Genomic DNA, 18,050 nt, shown 5'->3' on the forward strand with positions numbered 1-18,050 from the left:
CCTTCAGAGTTGGCGCATGTGCGCCGCGAGTTGGTTATCCAGGTAATCGGGGCTGGCGCTCAGGCCTTCACGCACGCCGGCAATGTCTTGCTCAGAGCGGTTCTGGCTGAGCTTGCGCGCGCCTTGCAGGCGGGCGATGGGCAGGCGGATGCCGACGATGGCGCGGAGCATGCCATCGAGGTAGTCACGCGGGGCATCGGTGACGTTCCACGGTTCGCCGCGGCCTTGTTCGTGGCGCTCGGTCAGGCGGCTGACAATGGCCAGCAATGGCTCGGCTTCGTGAATCACTTCGGCCGGGCCATAGGCGTGCACGGCCAGGTAGTTCCAGGTTGGCACCACCTTGGGGTTGTCGGCCTTGCTCGGGTAGTAACCGGGGCTGACATAGGCATCGGCGCCGGGGAACACCAGCAGGGCTTCGCCACCTTGCTTCAGGTCGTGCCACTGGGGGTTGGCCCGCGCCAGGTGGGCATAGACGGTGCCGAATTCGCCTTCGGCGATATCGACCAGCACGGGCAGGTGCGTGGCCAGCAGGCCTTGTTCGCCCTTGCTGACCAGGATGGCCAGGCGGGTGTCGAGCATGTGCTGGTGCAGGCGCCCGAGGTCGTGTTCCTGATGGGGTTTGCTGTTGTACATGCTCGGTTTCCTTGTGCGATGGCTCCATCCTAGGCAGGCTATTGGTTCATAGTAAGAGCCATTAACAGCTGTTTTTATAGGTCCAATACCGTGAGCGAGCGCACCCTAGTATTGCCTTTCGACCCTGCCGGAATCGCCCTCGATCGCCGCCGCGGGCTCAGCCAGCAGCTGTACCAGGCGCTACGTGCGCGGGTGCTGGATGGGCGCCTGAGCAGTGGCACGCGGCTACCGGCCACTCGTGATCTGGCCGCCATGCTGGCGCTGTCACGCAACAGCGTGGTGCGGGCATATGACCAGCTATATGCCGAGGGCTACATCGAAAGCCGGGTAGGCGACGGCACCTATGTCAGTCAGTTACCGAAACTCTCCACTGCAAAACTATCCACACAAGTATCCACAGGGTTATCCCGGGGGTTATCAACAGACTTATCCACATTCTCCTCAGAAAATACTGAGGATTTATCCAGCAAACGCTGTTCCAGCGAGCCTTTGCAGCGCCTGAAAAGTAACCATCTGCCGCCCCCAAGAAGCGGTGCACCGCGTGCTTTTCGCGTCGGTATTCCGGCGTTCGACCTGTTCCCGTTCGACGTCTGGGCCAAGCTGCAGGCGGGTTTCTGGCGCAACCCGGCTCCGGCGCAGTTGGGTTATGGTGACCCGGCAGGCGAGCCACTGCTGCGTGAACTGATCGCAGCCTACCTGCGTCGCTCGCGTGGGCTGAGTTGCACTGCTGAACAAATTGTGATCACCAGTGGTGCGCAGCAGGCCATCAGCCTTTGTGCACAGTTGCTGTTGCAGCCGGGCGACGGTGTGGCTGTGGAAAACCCGGGTTACCGCGCAGCCGGGCATGCCTTTGCGCTGGCCGGTGGCAGGTTGTGTGGCGTGCCGGTGGACGAGGATGGCATGGACTGTCGCCGGCTCGGGCAACTGACGGATTGCCGGCTGGCCTATGTCACGCCAGCTCACCAGTACCCGACCGGGGTGACCATGAGCCTGGCGCGCCGCCTGGAACTGCTGGCCTGGGCCGAGCGCAGCGAAGGCTGGATCATCGAAGACGACTACGACGGCGAGTACCGCTACAGCGGTGCGCCCTTGGCCCCGCTAGCGGCGCTCGACCGGCACGGGCGGGTACTGTACGTCGGTACCTTCGGCAAGATCGCTTTTCCGGCGTTGCGCCTGGGCTATCTGGTACTGCCGCCGCAACTGGCGCAGGCGTTCAGCCAGGGCAGGGCGCTGGCGGTGCGGCATTCGGAGGTCAGTAGCCAGTGTGTGATGGCCGAGTTCATGGCCCGGGGGCACTTCCAGCGGCATATCCGGCGCATGCGCAAGGCGGCGTTGAGCCGGCGAAATGTGCTCAAGGCCGGCTGGCCTGTGGATATTCCGGGGTTGGGCGGCATGCCGGAAGTGGCGGCCGGGCTGCATGTGAAAGTCGATGTGGATAACTTTGCGCGGGAGCAGGAACTGGTGGCCAAGGCTGAAGCGGTGGGGGTGGAGGTGACGCCGCTGAGCAATTTCTGGCTGGCGGACAGCGAGGTACCTGTGGATAAAAGGGCAGGGCTGGTGCTGGGGTTTGCGGCGGTGCCGGAGGGGGAGATTGCCGAGGCGTTGATGAAATTGCGCAAGGCTTGGCGGCCTATTCGCGGGTAAACCCGCTCCTACAGGTACAGCGCTGGCCTTGAGTGTGGCGCAGATCCTGTGGGAGCGGGCGTGCCCGCGAAGCAGGCGACTCAGGTACCGGACTTGATCCGCGTCCAGGCCCGGGTCCGCGCCCGCTCTGCATCTCGCGCCAGGGGCTTGAGGGTATACAGCTTGGCCATCGCCTCCGCCGTCGGGTACAGGTTGGGGTTGTTGCGAATCGCCGGGCTCACCTTGTCGGTCGCATCCTTGTTCGGGTTCGGGTACCCGACAAAGTCGCTGATCGGCGCAATCACTTCGGGCCGCAGCAGGTAGTTGATGAACGCGTGGGCATCTTCCGGGTTGGCCGCGTTCTTCGGAATCGCCAGCATGTCGAACCAGATCGGTGCACCTTCCTTGGGCAGGCGCATGTCCACCACTACGCCATTCTTCGCCTCGACAGCGCGGTTGGCGGCCTGCGAGAAGCTGCCGCTGTAGCCCACTGCCACGCAGATATCGCCGTTGGCGATGTCGGCCATGTATTTCGAGGAATGGAAGTAGGTGATGTGCGGGCGAATCTTCAGCATCAGCGCTTCGGCTTTCTTGTAATCAGCCGGTTTGTCGCTGTTCGGTGGCAAGCCCAGGTACTGCAACGCCAGCGGCATGATCTCCGACGGCGAGTCGAGCAGGGCCACGCCGCACTGCTTGAGCTTGGCGATGTTCTCTTCCTTGAAGATCAGGTCCCAGCTGTCCACCGGGGCGTTGTCGCCGAGCGCAGCCTTGACCTTGGCCGGGTTGAAGCCGATCAGCACGGTGCCGTACATGTAGGGCACGGCAAATTTGTTGCCGGGGTCGTTGGCCTCGATCAGCTTCATCAGCGCCGGGTCCAGGTGCTGCCAGTTCGGCAGCTTGCTGCGGTCCAGCGGCTGGAACACCCCCGCTTCGATCTGCTTGGCGAGGAACACGTTGGACGGCACTACCACGTCATACCCGGAGTTGCCGGTCAGCAGCTTGGCTTCCAGCGCCTCGTTGGTGTCGAAGATGTCGTAGACCAGCTTCACCCCGCTGTCTTTCTGGAACTCGGTGAGGGTTTGCGGGGTGATGTAGTCGAACCAGTTGTACACCCGCAGGGTGCGCTGTTCGGCCTGGGCATGCAGGGCACCGGTGAACAGGGTAGCGGCGATGAACGGGGCGAGCAGACGCTTGAGTCGGACCATTACCGGGCTCCTGGCTGGGCGCGCTGGAAGCCTTCCAGCACATTGACCGCGTTGATAGCGATTTCTTCCACAGCGTAGCCGCCTTCCATCACGAACAGGGTCGGCTTGCCGAGTTGAGCGATGCGCTTGCCCATTTCCAGGTAGTCCGGGCTGTCCAGCTTGAACTGCGAGATCGGGTCGTCCTTGAAGGTATCCACGCCCAGCGAGATCACCAGCACATCGGCGTCATAGGCGGCGATGCGCTGGCAGGCGTCCTCCAGGGCAGCGCTCCAGGCGGCCCAGTCGCTGCCGGCCGGCAGTGGGTAGTTGATGTTGCAGCCTTCACCGGCACCCTCGCCGGTTTCATCGGCATAGCCGAGGAAGAACGGGAACTCGTCGCGCGGGTCGCCATGGATCGAGGCGAAGAACACATCGTTGCGGTTGTAGAAGATGTCCTGGGTGCCGTTGCCGTGGTGGTAGTCGACGTCGAGGATGGCGACCTTGCGCCGGCCCTGGTCGAGGAAGGCCTGTGCGGCGATCGCGGCGTTGTTCAGGTAGCAATAGCCACCCATGACTTCGCCGGCGGCATGGTGCCCTGGCGGGCGGCACAGGGCGAAGGCGGAATGGGCACCTTGCTGGATAGCCGCCTGGGCGGTGAGGGCGACCTGGGCGGCGCTGTAGGCGGCCTGCCAGGTACCGGCGGTGATCGGTGCGCCGGCATCGAAGCTGTAGTAGCCCAGCTCACCGTGCAGGCCGATGGGTTTTACCTGGCGCAGGGTGCGTGCGGGCCAGGTGAACGGCAGCAAGTCGCCTTCCTGGCCCAGTGCGGCCCAGCGCGCCCAGGCGCCTTCGAAGAAGTCCAGGTAGCCGGCGCTGTGGATGCGCAGCAACGGTGCGCGACCGAAGTCGGTGGGGCCCTGGATGTCGCCAAGATTGCGCTTTTTGACCTGGTCGAGCACATGGTCGGCGCGTGACGGCATTTCGAAACAGGGCATCAGCTTGCCGTCGATCAGCTCGCAGCGGCCGTGGTGCAGGCGGTGGTCATCGGAATAGATCGTCAGCATTGTTGTTCTCCGGTGGGTACTGGCGTGGGCCCATTCTCATGGGCGGGCCAGTGGGGGAGAACGACGCAAGTGGCCAAAAGGGGATCGATATGGCCAAGCTCTTTGGCCCGCTTCTCCTGTACCGGCCTCTTCGCGGGCTTGCCCGCTCCCACAGGTATCCCGCAACACTGGAGAGTTGTGCAGAACCTGTGGGAGCGGGCAAGCCCGCGAAGAGGCCGGTACAGGTCAACCGCGGAAGTGACTGGGCGCGACGCCACTCCAACGCTGGAAGGCATGCCGAAAACTGGCGGTCTCGCTGAACCCCAGGCACTCGGCAATCCGATAGATCGGCATCTGCTCATCAGCCAGCATCTGTTTGGCCCGCTCGAACCTCAGTTCATCCAGCAGCTGTTGATAACTGCTGCCCAACGCCTGCAAATGCCGGCGCAGGGTGCGCGATGAGCAGTTCATCTGCCGCGCCAGCCCTTCCAGCCCGGGCGCTGCATCCAGTTGCTGCGCCAGCAGTTGGCGAATCCGCCCCAGCCAGGCCTGGCGGCCGGTGAATTCCAGGTTCAGGCGCCGGCAGCGTTCGCTCATGGCCTTGTGGGTAATCGGGTCGGCCAGCGGCAGTGGCGTGTCCAGCCAGCGCTGTTCGAAGGCAAAGGCATTGTCCTCGGCGTCAAAACCGACCGGGCACTGGAATGCCCCGGCATAGAGTGCGTGGTAACCGGGCCGTGGGTGTTCGAAACGGGCTGCCAGCAGGGGCAGCGGGCGGCCGAGCAGGTCGTCGCAGATGACCTTGAGCGACACCAGGCAGAACTCGGCGTTGAAGGCGGTCAGCGTCGGGCTGTCGTGGTAGTCGCTGGCGCTGAACCAGACGCGCTGGCCGTCGTCGAGCAAACGCAGCTTGAAGACTGTTCCCAGCAGTGCCGGATACTGCAGAGCCAGGCGCAAGGCGTCACCCAAAGTGGCACTGGAGAGCAGGGCGTAACCGAGCATGCCGTAGCATGACACATGCATGCGCCGGCCCAGTTCCAGGCCGATATCCTCGCGCCGGGCAACGGCGTTGGCGCACACCTGCAGTTCCTGCTGGGTGGTGATGCGCGCATCGGCATGGCCCAGGTCTGCCGGGCCGATGCCGCTGCCGGCCAGCAGCGCCGACGCGTCGCAACCGTCTGCCTGGAAGACGTTGAGGATCAGCGAAACCGCGTTGAGGGTGGTCAGGTGGCTGTGCAGCATGCTGGGTAATCCCGTTGGGCTGGGACGCATTATGGAGCAAGTTGTGTGCCGATGTTCGGGGGCCGCTCCCACATTGGCCGGTGTACGCAGGGCTCTTGCAGGAGCGGCCTTGCGTCGCGATGGGCTGCAAAGCAGCCCCAAATCCTTCAGGCAAAAAAAAAGGCCCGAAGCATAGGCTCGGGCCTTGGAAAGGTTGAGAGGTGTCTAGTCCCTCGACCTGGTGAGACTGTTTACAGCGGCCTGGTTACGCCTTCAGCGGAACCAGACGGGGAGCGATCATGTTTTCCGGACGCAGGATGTCGTCGAGCATCGCGTCGTCCAGCAGCTTCTCTTCGCGCACCAGTTCCAGTACGCCGCGGCCGGTTTCCAGGGCAACGCGGGCGATACGGGTGGCGTTTTCGTAGCCGATGTACGGGTTCAGGGCGGTGACCAGGCCGATCGAGTGCTCGACCAGTTCACGGCAGCGCTGTTCGTTGGCGGTGATGCCGACGATGCAGTGCTCGCGCAGCATGTCCATGGCGCGTTGCAGCAGGCGGATCGAGTCGAAGATCTTGTAGGCGATCAGCGGCTCCATAACGTTCAGCTGCAGCTGGCCACCTTCGGCGGCGACGGTCAGGGCCAGGTCGTTGCCCATGATGGCGAAGGCCACCTGGTTGACGGCTTCCGGGATAACCGGGTTGACCTTGCCTGGCATGATCGAGCTGCCTGGCTGACGCGCTGGCAGGTTGATCTCGTTGATGCCGGTGCGCGGGCCGCTGGACAGCAGGCGCAGGTCGTTGCAGATCTTCGACAGCTTGACGGCGGTACGCTTGAGCATGCCGGAGAACAGCACGAAGGCGCCCATGTCCGAGGTGGCTTCGATCAGGTCGGCAGCCGGTACCAGTGGCTGGCCGCTAATGGCAGCCAGGCGCTGTACGGCCAGGGCCTGGTAGCCAGGGTCGGCGTTGATGCCGGTGCCGATGGCGGTACCGCCCAGGTTGATTTCGGTCAGCAGTTCCGGGGCCAGCGAGCGCAGGCGCTGCAGGTCTTCGGTCATGGTGGTGGCGAAGGCGCGGAATTCCTGGCCCAGGGTCATCGGTACGGCGTCCTGCAGCTGGGTACGGCCCATCTTCAGTACGTGGTCGAACTCTTTACCCTTGGCAGCGAAGGCCTGGATCAGGCTGTCGAGGCTGGCCAGCAGGGCGTCGTGGCCCAGCAGCAGGCCCAGACGGATGGCGGTCGGGTAGGCGTCGTTGGTCGACTGCGCCATGTTCACATCGTTGTTCGGGTGCAGGTACTGGTACTCACCCTTCTGGTGGCCCATGGCCTCCAGCGCGACGTTGGCGATGACTTCGTTGGCGTTCATGTTGGTAGAAGTACCAGCACCGCCCTGGATCATGTCCACCACGAACTGGTCGTGGTAATCGCCTTTGATCAGGCGGGCGCAGGCTGCGGTGATGGCAGCGTGCTTGGCATCGCTCAGGTGACCCAGCTCACGGTTGGCGTCGGCAGCAGCCTGCTTGACCATGGCCAGGGCCACGACCAGTTTCGGGTAGTGCGACAGCGGAACACCGGAGAGGTGGAAGTTGTTGGCAGCGCGCAGGGTCTGGATGCCGTAGTAGGCATCTGCAGGAACTTCAAGGGTACCCAACAAATCTTTTTCGACGCGGAACGATGCAGCGGAGGACATGATGTATATCATCTCGATTTTGACCCGGCACATGCCGGAATGGCGCCAATCCTAGGCCTGAAGGTGATTTTGCGGCCAATGCTGTTGCACGCTAACCTATGCACAAACGGCATAGTGTTTCATGTGACGCCAATTGACATTCGAGCGTGTTCCATTTTGGTGCACGCCAGGAGATGTGCTTCGTGAACCTTGAAAGCAAATGGCTGGAAGACTTCAGCGCGCTGGCCGCCACCCGCAGTTTTTCCCAGGCGGCAGAGCGGCGTTTCGTCACCCAACCGGCCTTCAGCCGGCGCATTCGCAGCCTGGAAGCAGCCTTGGGCCTGCAATTGGTGAATCGTTCCCGCACGCCGATCGAGCTGACAGAGGCCGGCCAGCTGTTTCTCGTCACTGCGCGTACTGTTGTCGACCAGTTGAGCGAAATTCTCCGCCACTTGCATCATCTGGAAGGCGGGCAGGGTGAGGTGGTGCAGGTAGCCGCGGCACACTCCCTGGCATCGGGCTTTTTCCCGCGTTGGGTGGCCCAGTTGCGCAACGACGGGTTGAACATCGCCACCCGCCTGGTTGCGACCAACGTCGGAGATGCCGTGCATGCATTACGCGAAGGTGGCTGCGACCTGATGCTGGCCTTCTATGACCCGGATGCCGCCCTGCAGATGGATGCCGAGATCTTCCCGTCGCTGCACATGGGCACCACTGAAATGTTGCCGGTATGCGCCGTGGACGCCGACGGCAAGCCGTTGTTCGACCTGGAAGGCGAGGGCAGCGTGCCGCTACTGGCCTATACCGCCGGCGCCTTCCTCGGTCGCTCGGTCAATCTGCTGCTGCGTCAGCGCAACCTGCGCTATACCACCGTCTATGAAACCGCCATGGCCGACAGTCTGAAGAGCATGGCGCTGGAAGGCATGGGCATCGCCTGGGTGCCGCGCCTGTCGATGCGTGGCGAACTGGAACGGGGTGAACTGGCGATCTGCGGCGGCAGCCAGTGGCACGTGCCGCTGGAAATCCGCCTTTACCGCTGCGCCCTGGTGCGCAAGGCCAATGTAAGGCTGTTGTGGCGCAAGCTCGAGGGGGCGGCGATGGTTGACCCAAAAGTCAGTCAAAGCCCCGAAAAATAAGGGGCGACAGTTGGTCGCCGGGGTGCCTTAAACGCACCACCTTACGGTATACTGCGCGGCCTTTCGACCGGATGCGTCCGGTCCTGATCAGCAAACAAGCCACGCCGGTCGTCCCGCGTGGCTTGTTGTTTTTTGACGCGCCCAAGGGCGCACAAGCGAAGAGGCTCGACGATGAGTGCACTGGTTGGCGTGATCATGGGCTCCAAGTCCGATTGGTCCACCCTTAGCCACACCGCCGATATGCTGGAAAAACTCGGCATTCCCTACGAGGTGAAGGTGGTTTCCGCCCACCGTACCCCGGATCTGCTGTTCCAGTATGCCGAGGAGGCTGAGGGCCGTGGCATCGAGGTGATCATCGCCGGTGCCGGTGGCGCAGCCCACCTGCCAGGCATGTGTGCCGCCAAGACCCACCTGCCGGTGCTGGGCGTGCCTGTGCAATCGTCGATGCTGTCGGGTGTCGATTCGCTGCTGTCGATCGTACAGATGCCAGCCGGCGTGCCGGTTGCCACCCTGGCCATCGGTCGTGCCGGTGCGGTCAACGCCGCGCTGCTGTCGGCCAGCATCCTCGGCGCCAAGTACCCGCAGTACCACGCGGCGCTCAAGCAGTTCCGCACGGAACAGACCGACACCGTGCTGGACAACCCAGACCCGCGCCAGGCTTGAGGCTCAACCCATGAAGATCGGTGTAATCGGTGGCGGCCAGCTGGGCCGCATGCTGGCCCTGGCGGGTACCCCGCTGGGCATGAACTTCGCCTTCCTCGACCCGGCGCCGGACGCCTGCGCTGCGCCGCTGGGCGAGCACCTGCGTGCCGACTACGGCGACCAGGACCACCTGCGCCAGCTGGCCGACGAAGTCGACCTGGTCACCTTCGAGTTCGAAAGCGTCCCGGCCGAGACCGTGGCCTTCCTCTCGCAGTTCGTGCCGGTGTACCCCAGCGCCGAAGCGCTGCGCATCGCCCGTGACCGCCTGTTCGAGAAGAGCATGTTCCGCGACCTGGGTATCCCTACCCCGGCCTTCGCCGACATCCTCTCGCAGGCCGACCTGGACGCCGCGGTGGCCAACATCGGCCTGCCGGCCGTGCTGAAAACCCGCACCCTGGGTTACGACGGCAAGGGCCAGAAGGTGCTGCGCACGCCTGAGGACGTGGTCGGTACCTTTGCCGAGCTGGGCAGCGTACCTTGCCTGCTGGAAGGCTTCGTGCCATTCACCGGCGAAGTGTCGCTGGTGGCCGTGCGTGCCCGTGATGGCGAAACCCGCTTCTACCCGCTGGTGCACAACACCCACGAAAGCGGCATCCTGCGCCTGTCGGTCGCCAGCCAGGCGCACCCGCTGCAGGCCCTGGCCGAAGACTACGTGGGCCGTGTGCTCAAGCAACTGGACTATGTGGGCGTGATGGCCTTCGAGTTCTTCGAAGTCGACGGTGGCCTGAAGGCCAACGAAATCGCCCCGCGCGTGCACAACTCCGGGCACTGGACCATCGAAGGCGCCGAGTGCAGTCAGTTCGAGAACCACCTGCGTGCCGTCGCCGGCCTGCCGCTGGGCTCGACCGCCAAGGTCGGCGAGAGCGCGATGCTCAACTTCATCGGTGAAGTGCCGGCGGTGGACAAGGTGGTTGCCATCGGTGACTGCCACCTGCACCACTACGGCAAGGCCTTCAAGGTTGGTCGCAAGGTTGGCCACGCCACCCTGCGCTGCCACGACATGGCCACCCTCGAGCGCAAGATTGCCGAAGTAGAAGCCCTGATCGGCAACTGATCGAACTTCTACCAGCGGCTTGCCCTCTGAAATGGCAACAAGCCAAAGCGCTGTCTAGGCTTTGGCTTGTTCCATCTTCACTGCAGAGGGATTGCCATGGGTATCATTGGAACCATCTTCATCGGCCTTATCGTCGGCCTGCTGGCCCGCTTCATCAAGCCGGGCGACGACAGTATGGGCTGGATCATGACTATTCTGCTGGGGATTGCCGGCTCGCTGCTGGCCACCTACGGCGGCCAGGCGCTGGGTATCTACCAGGCCGGGCAGGCTGCCGGTTTCCTTGGCGCGCTGATCGGTGCGGTGATCCTGCTGGTGATCTACGGATTCATCAAGAAACGTTGAATACTGGTTAGAATGCCCGGCAATTCATTCGAGTTGCCGAGCATTTTGATGCGTGCCTTTTTTCTCGCCCCACTGCTGTTGGCCAGCGCCCTGGCCCATGCCGAACTGCCTGAAACCGACTGGCTGGAGCTGATGCCCAAGTCGGACCAGCAGGCACTCGAGCAAATGCCCGATATCGACCACAATTCGCCGGAAGCCATGGGCACCTTTACCGACAAGGGCGGCCTGAAGCAGAGCAAGGGCCTGCCGGCGGTGATGTACTCGACCAAGACCGTGGCGGCCATGAACGGCAAGGATATTCGCCTGGGCGGCTACCCGGTGCCGCTGGAGAGCGATGCCAAGGGCAACAGCACGTTGTTCTTCCTGGTGCCGTACCCGGGCGCGTGCATCCATGTGCCGCCACCACCACCGAACCAGCTGGTGCTGGTGCGCTACCCGAAAGGCCTGAAGATCGATGATATCTACACACCACTGTGGGTCAGCGGCAAGCTGAAGGTGGAGAAGGTCAGCAATGACCTGGCCGATGCGGCCTATGCGCTGGATGCCGGGAAGGTGAGGGTGGTGGAGGACGCAGACCTCTGATTGCCTTGAAGGGGCTGCTTTGCAGCCCGTCGCGACACAAGGCCGCTCCTACAGGCGACCGTATACCCTTGTAGGAGCGGCCTTGTGTCGCGAAAGGACTGCGCAGCGGTCCCAACGGCTTCAGATCAAAGCGCTTCGCTAGCCACCACCAAGCCAAGCGAATGACTGGCCCCAGGCTTCAATTCCACCAGGTCATCCCACACATTCGCCGTCTCGATGCACAGCATCCGCTGCCACCCGTCATCGGCCATGTCCGGCAGTTCCTTGGCCCGCTCGGTCCAAGGGTTCCAGATCACCGCCGAGCGCGACCCACTGCTGGTCAAGGTAATGCGCCGCTCCCAATGCGGGTCGACGATGCTCAGGGTTTGCGGGGTCGCCAGGTAGATCCGGTCTGTTTCCCCGACAAACCCCAGCGGCCCCTGCTGCTGGCGCTGCTCCCAGTCAGCCAGGGTCTCGATATAGCTCAGCCCCTCGACCCCTTCGACCCGCGCCTGGCGCACGTCACTGACCGCGAAGTAGCTGTGCAGGGCCTGGCTGATGGTAACGGGGGTATTGCCCATGTTGCGGCTGGTCAGGTTCAGCTGCAGGTCTTCGCCCAGCTCCACTACCAGCTTCAGTTCGACGTCATGAGGCCAGCCAGGCAGGTCACCCTGCGCTTCCGGCAGTTCGAATTCGATGCGCAGGCCTTCGCCCGCTTCCTCGATGCCCAGCAATTGCCAGTCGCGCGCGCGCGCCAGGCCGTGGGCGGGTGCCTGTTTGCCGTGGTACATGGCCTGCACGGCCTGGGGGTTGCGCTGCAGGTTGCCGAACCATGGCCAGCACACCGGCACACCGGCGCGTACCGACTTGCCCTGACGGAAGATGGCCTGGTCGCTCAGCCACAGCAGCGGTGGCTCGCCAACGCGCTGGTAGCTGAGGATCTGCGCGCCCTGCTGGGCGATCAGTAGTTCGGCTTGGTCGCTGCTGATACGCCAGCAGTTGAGTTCGCCATGTTGCTCGGTTACGACCTGGAAGGTAGCCATTGCATTCATCTCATTGATTGCCAGTGGGCCTTGGACCCGGGCACATGCAATGAGTTTACCGCCGGCGTGGCTCAGCGACGAGGTACGGAGCGGGTGCGGCCACTGCCGTCGATGGCGACGAAGACGAAGACTGCTTCGGTGACCTTGCGCCATTCGCTGGACAGCGGGTCGTCGCTCCATACTTCGACCATCATCTGGATCGAGCTGCGGCCGATTTCCAGGGTCTGGGTATAGAACGACAGCTGCGCGCCGACGGCGACCGGGACCAGAAAGGCCATGCGGTCGATGGCTACGGTGGCCACTCGGCCGCCGGCGACACGGCTGGCCATGGCGGTGCCGGCCAGGTCCATCTGGGCGACCAGCCAGCCGCCGAAGATGTCGCCAAACCCGTTGGTTTCGCGCGGCAGTGCGGTGATCTGCAAGGCCAGGTCGCCTTGCGGGATTGGATCTTCTTGTTCGAGCTCAATCATGCGATGGGGCCTCTGACCCGTGACGCTTTTCGTTGGTGTGGCGCAAAGGCCGGGTAAACGATTCAGCTTGAAACATACTACGCCGATTTCGTTTCACTGAGCGGCCGTAGGGAAACTCTGCGAAACCGCCTGACATAAAGACCGGCGTTTTCGCACAACATCCCACGCTAGCAGCAACCTTTTCCTACGAACTGCCAGTATATAGAGCATAACGGCCAGCGACGACCGTGCATTCATGAATATGTGTAGGGATTTTGTATCGCTTCCGGCGCAGCTCAGCAATTTGCTATCTTCGCCTGTCTCCCACTCCAGAAGCCGCGTGCCAAGCGGCCTGCATGCCTACAAAGAGAACAATCAGCGATGACTTCCGTGCCGAGCAGTATCGAGCAGCCCTCGCGGCCGCTGACCCGCAGTGACTACAAGACTCTCTCACTGTCCGCCCTGGGCGGCGCGCTGGAGTTCTACGACTTCATCATCTTCGTGTTCTTCGCCACGGTGGTCGGCAAGCTGTTCTTCCCCGCCGACATGCCCGAATGGCTGCGCCTGATGCAAACCTTCGGCATTTTTGCCGCCGGCTACCTGGCGCGGCCGCTGGGCGGCATCATCATGGCCCACTTCGGTGACCTGCTCGGGCGCAAGAAGATGTTCACCCTGAGCATCTTCATGATGGCCCTGCCAACGCTGATCATGGGCCTGCTGCCCACCTATGCACAGATTGGCATGTGGGCGCCGATCCTGTTGCTGCTGATGCGCGTGATCCAGGGCGCGGCCATCGGCGGCGAGGTACCCGGCGCCTGGGTATTCGTGTCCGAGCACGTGCCAGAGCGCAACACCGGCTACGCCTGCGGCACCCTCACCGCAGGCCTGACTGCGGGTATCCTGCTTGGCTCGTTGGTGGCGACCCTGATCAACAGCGTCTACAGCGCACAGGAAGTGGCCGATTACGCCTGGCGTATCCCGTTCCTGCTCGGCGGTGTATTCGGCCTGTTCTCGGTGTACCTGCGCCGTTGGCTGCACGAAACCCCGGTGTTCGCCGAGATGCAGCAGCGCAAGGCGCTGGCCGAGGAACTGCCGTTGCGCGCGGTGCTGCGTGACCATCGCGGTGCGATCATCCTGTCGATGCTGCTGACCTGGATGCTGTCAGCCGCCATCGTGGTACTCATCCTCATGACTCCGGCGCTGCTGCAGAGCATCTACCACATCAGCCCCACCGACTCGCTCAAGGCCAACAGCCTGGCCATCGTGCTGCTCAGCTTCGGCTGCATCGGCGCTGGCAGCCTGGCTGATCGTTTTGGCGCGGGCCGGGTGTTCGTGATCGGCAGCCTGTTGCTGCTGGCGACCTCCTGGACCTTCTACCACAGCCTGCCTACGCGCCCCGAGCTGCTGTTCCCGCTGTATGCGGTGACCGGCCTGTGCGTGGGCGTGATTGGCGCGGTGCCTTATGTGATGGTCAAGGCGTTCCCGGCGGTGGTGCGCTTCAGCGGGCTGTCGTTCTCGTACAACGTGGCCTACGCAATCTTTGGCGGGCTGACGCCGATGGTGGTGACTGCGCTGCTGAAAGTGAGCCCGATGGCGCCGGCCTACTATGTGGCGGGGCTGTGTGCCGTTGGTCTGGTTGTGGGCCTGTACCTGCTCGCCAACAAGCGCTGATCGGCACCGATTGGTCAACGCAGTCATTGTAGGAGCGGCCTTGTGTCGCGATGGGCTGCGCAGCAGCCCCAGAGATCGCAAACCCGGCACAAATTGCCGGGGCTGCTGCGCAGCCCATCGCGACACAAGGCCGCTCCTACAGGTATTGCCAAGCAGCTGAGCGGTGATGGCTTTTCATCCAATTGTCATATTCAAGTCATATCGTATTCATGCGGCCTGCAGATACTTGGGCCCGTTCCATCCAACACCCCAATATTCCTGCTAGGAGCAAGGCATGAAACTGAAGCGTTTGATGGCGGCCCTCACCTTTGCCGCCGCTGGCGTTGCAACCGCCAACGCGGTAGCCGCTGTCGATCCTGCGATCCCGACCTACACCAAGACCACCGGTGTGTCGGGCAACCTCTCCAGCGTCGGTTCGGACACCCTCGCCAACCTGATGACTCTGTGGGCCGAGGCCTACAAGAAGGAATATCCGAACGTAAACATCCAGATCCAGGCTGCCGGCTCCTCCACCGCGCCACCCGCGCTGACCGAAGGCACCGCCAACCTCGGCCCGATGAGCCGCAAGATGAAGGACGTCGAGCTGCAGGCCTTCGAGCAGAAGTACGGCTACAAACCGACCGCCATCCCGGTCGCCGTAGACGCCCTGGCTGTGTTCGTGCACAAGGACAACCCGATCAAAGGCCTGACCATGGCCCAGGTCGACGCTATCTTCTCTTCCACCCGCCTGTGCGGTGGCAAAGCCGACGTCAAGACCTGGGGTGACCTGGGCGTGACCGGCGACCTGGCCAACAAGCCAGTACAGCTGTTCGGCCGTAACTCGGTATCGGGCACCTACGGCTACTTCAAGGAAGAAGCCCTGTGCAAAGGCGACTTCAAGCCTAACGTCAACGAACAGCCTGGCTCGGCTTCGGTCGTGCAGTCGATCAGCTCCTCGCTGAACGGCATCGGCTACTCGGGTATCGGCTACAAGACCGCCAGCGTCAAGACCGTGGCCCTGGCCAAGAAGGAAGGCGGCGAGTTCGTTGAAGACAACGAAGCCAACGCCCTGAACGGCACCTACCCGCTGTCGCGCTTCCTGTACGTCTACGTCAACAAGGCCCCGAACAAGCCTCTGGCCCCGCTGGAAGCCGAGTTCGTCAAGCTGGTGCTGTCGCAAGCTGGCCAGCAGGTCGTGGTGAAGGATGGCTACATCCCGCTGCCGGCCAAAGTCGTCGACAAGACCTTGGCTGACTTGGGCCTGTCCCACGCTGGTAACGTCGCAAAAAAGTAAGTAATTGAAGGGGAGGCCGGCGCTGATGCCTGGCCTCTTCCACGAAATTCCAGTCCGAAGCCAGGTTTCCTGTGCGGCGGGCTTTCGTGCGTCACCACTTTGTAATGTTTTTGTCACACGGGACCGCTAGGGTGTGCGCATGAATGATCTGGCCAACTCCAACATGACCCAAAACTCCCAGCCCGTGCGGATTGATTTCAATACGCCGGAGTTGCAACGCAAGCGCCGCATGCGCGCGCTCAAGGACCGCCTGACCCGCTGGTATGTACTGGTGGGCGGGCTTGCCGTATTGGCGGCGATCACCCTGATCTTCTTCTATCTGGCCTATGTGGTGCTGCCGCTGTTCCAGGGCGCCGAGCTGACCAGCAAGAAAGCCCTGGAGCCGACCTGGCTGCAACAGGATGCCGGCAAGCCGCTGATGATCGCGCTTGAAGAGCAGAACCTGGTGGGCATGCGCGTTTCGGACAAGGGCCAGGCACTGTTCTTCGATACCAAGACCGGTAACGAGCTCAAGCGTGTCGACCTGCCACTGCCGGCAGGCACCCAGGTCACTTCGATCAGTGCCGACCAGCCGGGTAGCCCGCTGCTGGTGCTGGGCTTGTCCAATGGCCAGGCGCTGGTGTTCCACCACACCTACAAGATCACCTACCCGGACAACAAGAAAACCATCGCCCCCGGCATCGACTACCCGTACGGCGAGCAGCCGTTCGTGCTCGACGAGCAGGGCCGTGCGCTGGAGCATGTCAGCGTCAACGTCAATGGCGACACCCTGCTGATGGCCGGTTCCACCGGCGCGCACCTGCAGGTGGTCGAGCTGACCCGCACCGAAAACATGATGACCGAAGAGGTCACCACCGAGCAGAACCGCATCGAATTGCCGCAGATGACCGAAACGGTGAAGAACATCTTCATCGACCCGCGTCAGCAGTGGCTGTATGTGATCAACGGCCGCGCCACCGCGGACGTGTTCAACCTGCGCGACAAGAGCCTCAACGGCCGCTACAAGCTGTCTGAAAGCGCCGACACCGAAATTACCGCCACCGCCCAGCTGGTCGGCGGCATCTCGCTGATCATCGGCGACTCCAAGGGCGGCCTGGCCCAGTGGTTCATGGCCCGTGACCCGGATGGCGAATCCCGCTTCAAGCTGATCCGCACCTTCCAGATGGGCAAGGCCGCGGTCGTGCAGATCGACGCCGAAGAGCGCCGCAAGGGCTTCGTCGCCCTCGACGCCGCAGGCGAGCTGGGCGTGTTCCACAGCACCGCGCACCGTACCCTGCTGGTCGAGCCGGCCGCCGAAGGCCCTGGCATCCTGGCCCTTTCGCCACGTGCCAACCGCATCATCATCGAAGAAGGCGGCAAGCTGCTGCCACTGAGCCTGCGCAACCCGCACCCGGAAATTTCCTTCAGCGCGCTGTGGGGCAAGGTGTGGTACGAGAACTACGACGAGCCGAAATACGTCTGGCAATCGACCGCATCGAACACCGACTTCGAGCCCAAGCTGAGCCTGTCGCCGCTGACCTTCGGTACCCTGAAGGCCGCGTTCTACGCCATGATCCTGGCGGCCCCGCTGGCGATTGCCGCGGCCATCTACACCGCCTACTTCATGGCCCCGGGCATGCGCCGCAAGGTCAAGCCGGTGATCGAACTGATGGAAGCGATGCCGACCGTGATCCTCGGCTTCTTCGCCGGCCTGTTCCTCGCCCCGTACCTGGAAGGCCACCTGCCGGGCGTGTTCAGCCTGTTCCTGCTGATGCCGCTCGGCATCCTGCTGGCCGGCTTTGCCTGGACCCGCCTGCCCGAGTCGATCCGCCTGCGTATCCCGGATGGCTGGGAAGCGGCGATCCTGATCCCGGTCATCCTGTTCACCGGCTGGTTCGCCCTGACCATGAGCCCGCACCTCGAGAACTGGTTCTTTGGCGGCGACATGCGCCTGTGGATCACCAACGACCTGGGGATAACCTACGACCAGCGCAACGCCCTGGTCGTGGGTATCGCCATGGGCTTCGCGGTCATCCCGAACATCTACTCCATCGCCGAAGACGCCGTGTTCAGCGTGCCGCGCAGCCTGACCCTGGGCTCCCTGGCCCTGGGGGCGACGCCATGGCAGACCCTGACTCGCGTGGTCATCCTCACCGCCAGCCCGGGTATCTTCTCGGCGCTGATGATCGGCATGGGCCGTGCGGTGGGCGAGACCATGATCGTGCTGATGGCCACCGGCAACACCCCGGTGATGGAGCTGAACCTGTTCGAGGGCATGCGCACCCTGGCCGCCAACGTGGCCGTGGAAATGCCGGAGTCGGAAGTCGGCGGCAGCCACTACCGCGTGCTGTTCCTGGCCGCGCTGGTGCTGCTGATGTTCACCTTCATCATGAACACCTTGGCCGAGCTGATTCGCCAGCGTCTGCGCAAGAAATACTCGTCGCTTTGATAGAAAGGTAGCGATCCGTGA

16 protein-coding genes are annotated in these 18,050 nt (G+C 63.1%); 9 read left to right on the plus strand and 7 right to left on the minus strand.

All coding sequences use genetic code 11. The features are described 5' to 3' along the window. Nucleotides 1-3: 3 nt before the first annotated feature. Entirely contained in the window at nucleotides 4-633 is a 630-nt protein-coding gene (locus ACGLHT_RS01115; RefSeq protein WP_085615992.1) for an FMN-binding negative transcriptional regulator, read from the minus strand. A gap of 90 nt (nucleotides 634-723) precedes the next feature. Between ACGLHT_RS01115 and ACGLHT_RS01120 the strand changes: the two genes are divergently transcribed. Continuing rightward, complete coding sequence (locus ACGLHT_RS01120) at nucleotides 724-2,277, plus strand: PLP-dependent aminotransferase family protein (RefSeq protein WP_137162680.1); 1,554 nt, start codon at nucleotides 724-726, stop codon at nucleotides 2,275-2,277. A gap of 80 nt (nucleotides 2,278-2,357) precedes the next feature. On the opposite strand, the gene ACGLHT_RS01125 is transcribed toward ACGLHT_RS01120, so the two are convergent. The 4 genes from ACGLHT_RS01125 to aspA all read right to left on the minus strand — a co-directional run bounded on the left by ACGLHT_RS01125 (nucleotide 2,358) and on the right by aspA (nucleotide 7,391). After that, nucleotides 2,358-3,461, minus strand: a complete 1,104-nt coding sequence (locus ACGLHT_RS01125) for a polyamine ABC transporter substrate-binding protein (protein ID WP_137162679.1) — start codon at nucleotides 3,459-3,461, stop codon at nucleotides 2,358-2,360. Beyond that, nucleotides 3,461-4,504 (minus strand): histone deacetylase family protein, encoded by a 1,044-nt coding sequence (locus ACGLHT_RS01130; protein WP_274119880.1) that lies wholly within the window; start codon nucleotides 4,502-4,504, stop codon nucleotides 3,461-3,463. Before ACGLHT_RS01130 ends, ACGLHT_RS01125 begins: the two co-directional genes overlap by 1 nt. 225 nt (nucleotides 4,505-4,729) lie before the next feature. After that, nucleotides 4,730-5,722, minus strand: coding sequence for an AraC family transcriptional regulator (locus ACGLHT_RS01135; protein WP_025341135.1), 993 nt, complete (start codon nucleotides 5,720-5,722; stop codon nucleotides 4,730-4,732). Nucleotides 5,723-5,966: 244 nt separating this feature from the next. Continuing rightward, entirely contained in the window at nucleotides 5,967-7,391 is a 1,425-nt protein-coding gene (gene aspA / locus ACGLHT_RS01140; RefSeq protein ID WP_003260072.1) for an aspartate ammonia-lyase, read from the minus strand. Nucleotides 7,392-7,573: 182 nt separating this feature from the next. Here aspA and ACGLHT_RS01145 point away from each other — a divergent pair, with 182 nt between their 5' ends. The 5 genes from ACGLHT_RS01145 to ACGLHT_RS01165 all read left to right on the plus strand — a co-directional run bounded on the left by ACGLHT_RS01145 (nucleotide 7,574) and on the right by ACGLHT_RS01165 (nucleotide 11,186). Then, on the plus strand, nucleotides 7,574-8,506 hold the full coding sequence (locus tag ACGLHT_RS01145) for a LysR substrate-binding domain-containing protein (RefSeq protein WP_161797629.1): 933 nt from the start codon (nucleotides 7,574-7,576) through the stop codon (nucleotides 8,504-8,506). A 171-nt stretch (nucleotides 8,507-8,677) separates the two neighbouring features. After that, nucleotides 8,678-9,169 carry a 5-(carboxyamino)imidazole ribonucleotide mutase gene (purE, locus tag ACGLHT_RS01150; protein ID WP_003253304.1) on the plus strand — a complete coding sequence of 164 codons (492 nt, stop codon included), beginning with the start codon at nucleotides 8,678-8,680 and terminating at the stop codon, nucleotides 9,167-9,169. A gap of 10 nt (nucleotides 9,170-9,179) precedes the next feature. Continuing rightward, entirely contained in the window at nucleotides 9,180-10,262 is a 1,083-nt protein-coding gene (locus tag ACGLHT_RS01155; RefSeq protein WP_075046776.1) for a 5-(carboxyamino)imidazole ribonucleotide synthase, read from the plus strand. A 96-nt stretch (nucleotides 10,263-10,358) separates the two neighbouring features. Beyond that, a complete protein-coding gene (locus ACGLHT_RS01160) occupies nucleotides 10,359-10,604 on the plus strand; it encodes a GlsB/YeaQ/YmgE family stress response membrane protein (protein ID WP_012274863.1) in 246 nt (81 codons plus the stop codon). Nucleotides 10,605-10,652: 48 nt separating this feature from the next. Continuing rightward, on the plus strand, nucleotides 10,653-11,186 hold the full coding sequence (locus tag ACGLHT_RS01165) for a DUF3299 domain-containing protein (RefSeq protein WP_161797630.1): 534 nt from the start codon (nucleotides 10,653-10,655) through the stop codon (nucleotides 11,184-11,186). A 125-nt stretch (nucleotides 11,187-11,311) separates the two neighbouring features. Here ACGLHT_RS01165 and ACGLHT_RS01170 read toward each other — a convergent pair whose 3' ends face one another. Continuing rightward, nucleotides 11,312-12,208 (minus strand): D-hexose-6-phosphate mutarotase, encoded by an 897-nt coding sequence (locus ACGLHT_RS01170; RefSeq protein ID WP_274119879.1) that lies wholly within the window; start codon nucleotides 12,206-12,208, stop codon nucleotides 11,312-11,314. A gap of 71 nt (nucleotides 12,209-12,279) precedes the next feature. Then, nucleotides 12,280-12,678: an acyl-CoA thioesterase gene (locus ACGLHT_RS01175; protein ID WP_003253317.1), complete on the minus strand. Its 399-nt coding sequence runs from the start codon at nucleotides 12,676-12,678 to the stop codon at nucleotides 12,280-12,282. Between the two features lie 360 nt (nucleotides 12,679-13,038). Here ACGLHT_RS01175 and ACGLHT_RS01180 point away from each other — a divergent pair, with 360 nt between their 5' ends. From ACGLHT_RS01180 to ACGLHT_RS01190, 3 genes are all read left to right on the plus strand, one after another. Beyond that, complete coding sequence (locus tag ACGLHT_RS01180) at nucleotides 13,039-14,328, plus strand: MFS transporter (protein WP_003258167.1); 1,290 nt, start codon at nucleotides 13,039-13,041, stop codon at nucleotides 14,326-14,328. Nucleotides 14,329-14,602: 274 nt separating this feature from the next. Continuing rightward, entirely contained in the window at nucleotides 14,603-15,601 is a 999-nt protein-coding gene (locus ACGLHT_RS01185) for a phosphate ABC transporter substrate-binding protein PstS (RefSeq protein ID WP_013974822.1), read from the plus strand. 139 nt (nucleotides 15,602-15,740) lie between these two features. Next, nucleotides 15,741-18,029 carry an ABC transporter permease subunit gene (locus ACGLHT_RS01190; protein ID WP_137162675.1) on the plus strand — a complete coding sequence of 763 codons (2,289 nt, stop codon included), beginning with the start codon at nucleotides 15,741-15,743 and terminating at the stop codon, nucleotides 18,027-18,029. Nucleotides 18,030-18,050: the final 21 nt, after the last annotated feature.

Source organism: Pseudomonas sp. PsB (genome assembly GCF_043658375.1).
GTDB lineage: Bacteria > Pseudomonadota > Gammaproteobacteria > Pseudomonadales > Pseudomonadaceae > Aquipseudomonas > Aquipseudomonas putida_Z.

What these genes read in the sequence shown, in the direction of transcription:
- ACGLHT_RS01115 (WP_085615992.1), bottom strand. Translation starts at nt 633, where the DNA reads ATGTACAACAGCAAACCCCATCAGGAACACGACCTCGGGCGCCTGCAC.
- ACGLHT_RS01125 (WP_137162679.1), bottom strand. Translation starts at nt 3,461, where the DNA reads ATGGTCCGACTCAAGCGTCTGCTCGCCCCGTTCATCGCCGCTACCCTG.
- ACGLHT_RS01130 (WP_274119880.1), bottom strand. Translation starts at nt 4,504, where the DNA reads ATGCTGACGATCTATTCCGATGACCACCGCCTGCACCACGGCCGCTGC.
- ACGLHT_RS01135 (WP_025341135.1), bottom strand. Translation starts at nt 5,722, where the DNA reads ATGCTGCACAGCCACCTGACCACCCTCAACGCGGTTTCGCTGATCCTC.
- aspA (WP_003260072.1), bottom strand. Translation starts at nt 7,391, where the DNA reads ATGTCCTCCGCTGCATCGTTCCGCGTCGAAAAAGATTTGTTGGGTACC.
- purE (WP_003253304.1), top strand. Translation starts at nt 8,678, where the DNA reads ATGAGTGCACTGGTTGGCGTGATCATGGGCTCCAAGTCCGATTGGTCC.
- ACGLHT_RS01155 (WP_075046776.1), top strand. Translation starts at nt 9,180, where the DNA reads ATGAAGATCGGTGTAATCGGTGGCGGCCAGCTGGGCCGCATGCTGGCC.
- ACGLHT_RS01160 (WP_012274863.1), top strand. Translation starts at nt 10,359, where the DNA reads ATGGGTATCATTGGAACCATCTTCATCGGCCTTATCGTCGGCCTGCTG.
- ACGLHT_RS01165 (WP_161797630.1), top strand. Translation starts at nt 10,653, where the DNA reads ATGCGTGCCTTTTTTCTCGCCCCACTGCTGTTGGCCAGCGCCCTGGCC.
- ACGLHT_RS01170 (WP_274119879.1), bottom strand. Translation starts at nt 12,208, where the DNA reads ATGGCTACCTTCCAGGTCGTAACCGAGCAACATGGCGAACTCAACTGC.
- ACGLHT_RS01175 (WP_003253317.1), bottom strand. Translation starts at nt 12,678, where the DNA reads ATGATTGAGCTCGAACAAGAAGATCCAATCCCGCAAGGCGACCTGGCC.
- ACGLHT_RS01180 (WP_003258167.1), top strand. Translation starts at nt 13,039, where the DNA reads ATGACTTCCGTGCCGAGCAGTATCGAGCAGCCCTCGCGGCCGCTGACC.
- ACGLHT_RS01185 (WP_013974822.1), top strand. Translation starts at nt 14,603, where the DNA reads ATGAAACTGAAGCGTTTGATGGCGGCCCTCACCTTTGCCGCCGCTGGC.
- ACGLHT_RS01190 (WP_137162675.1), top strand. Translation starts at nt 15,741, where the DNA reads ATGAATGATCTGGCCAACTCCAACATGACCCAAAACTCCCAGCCCGTG.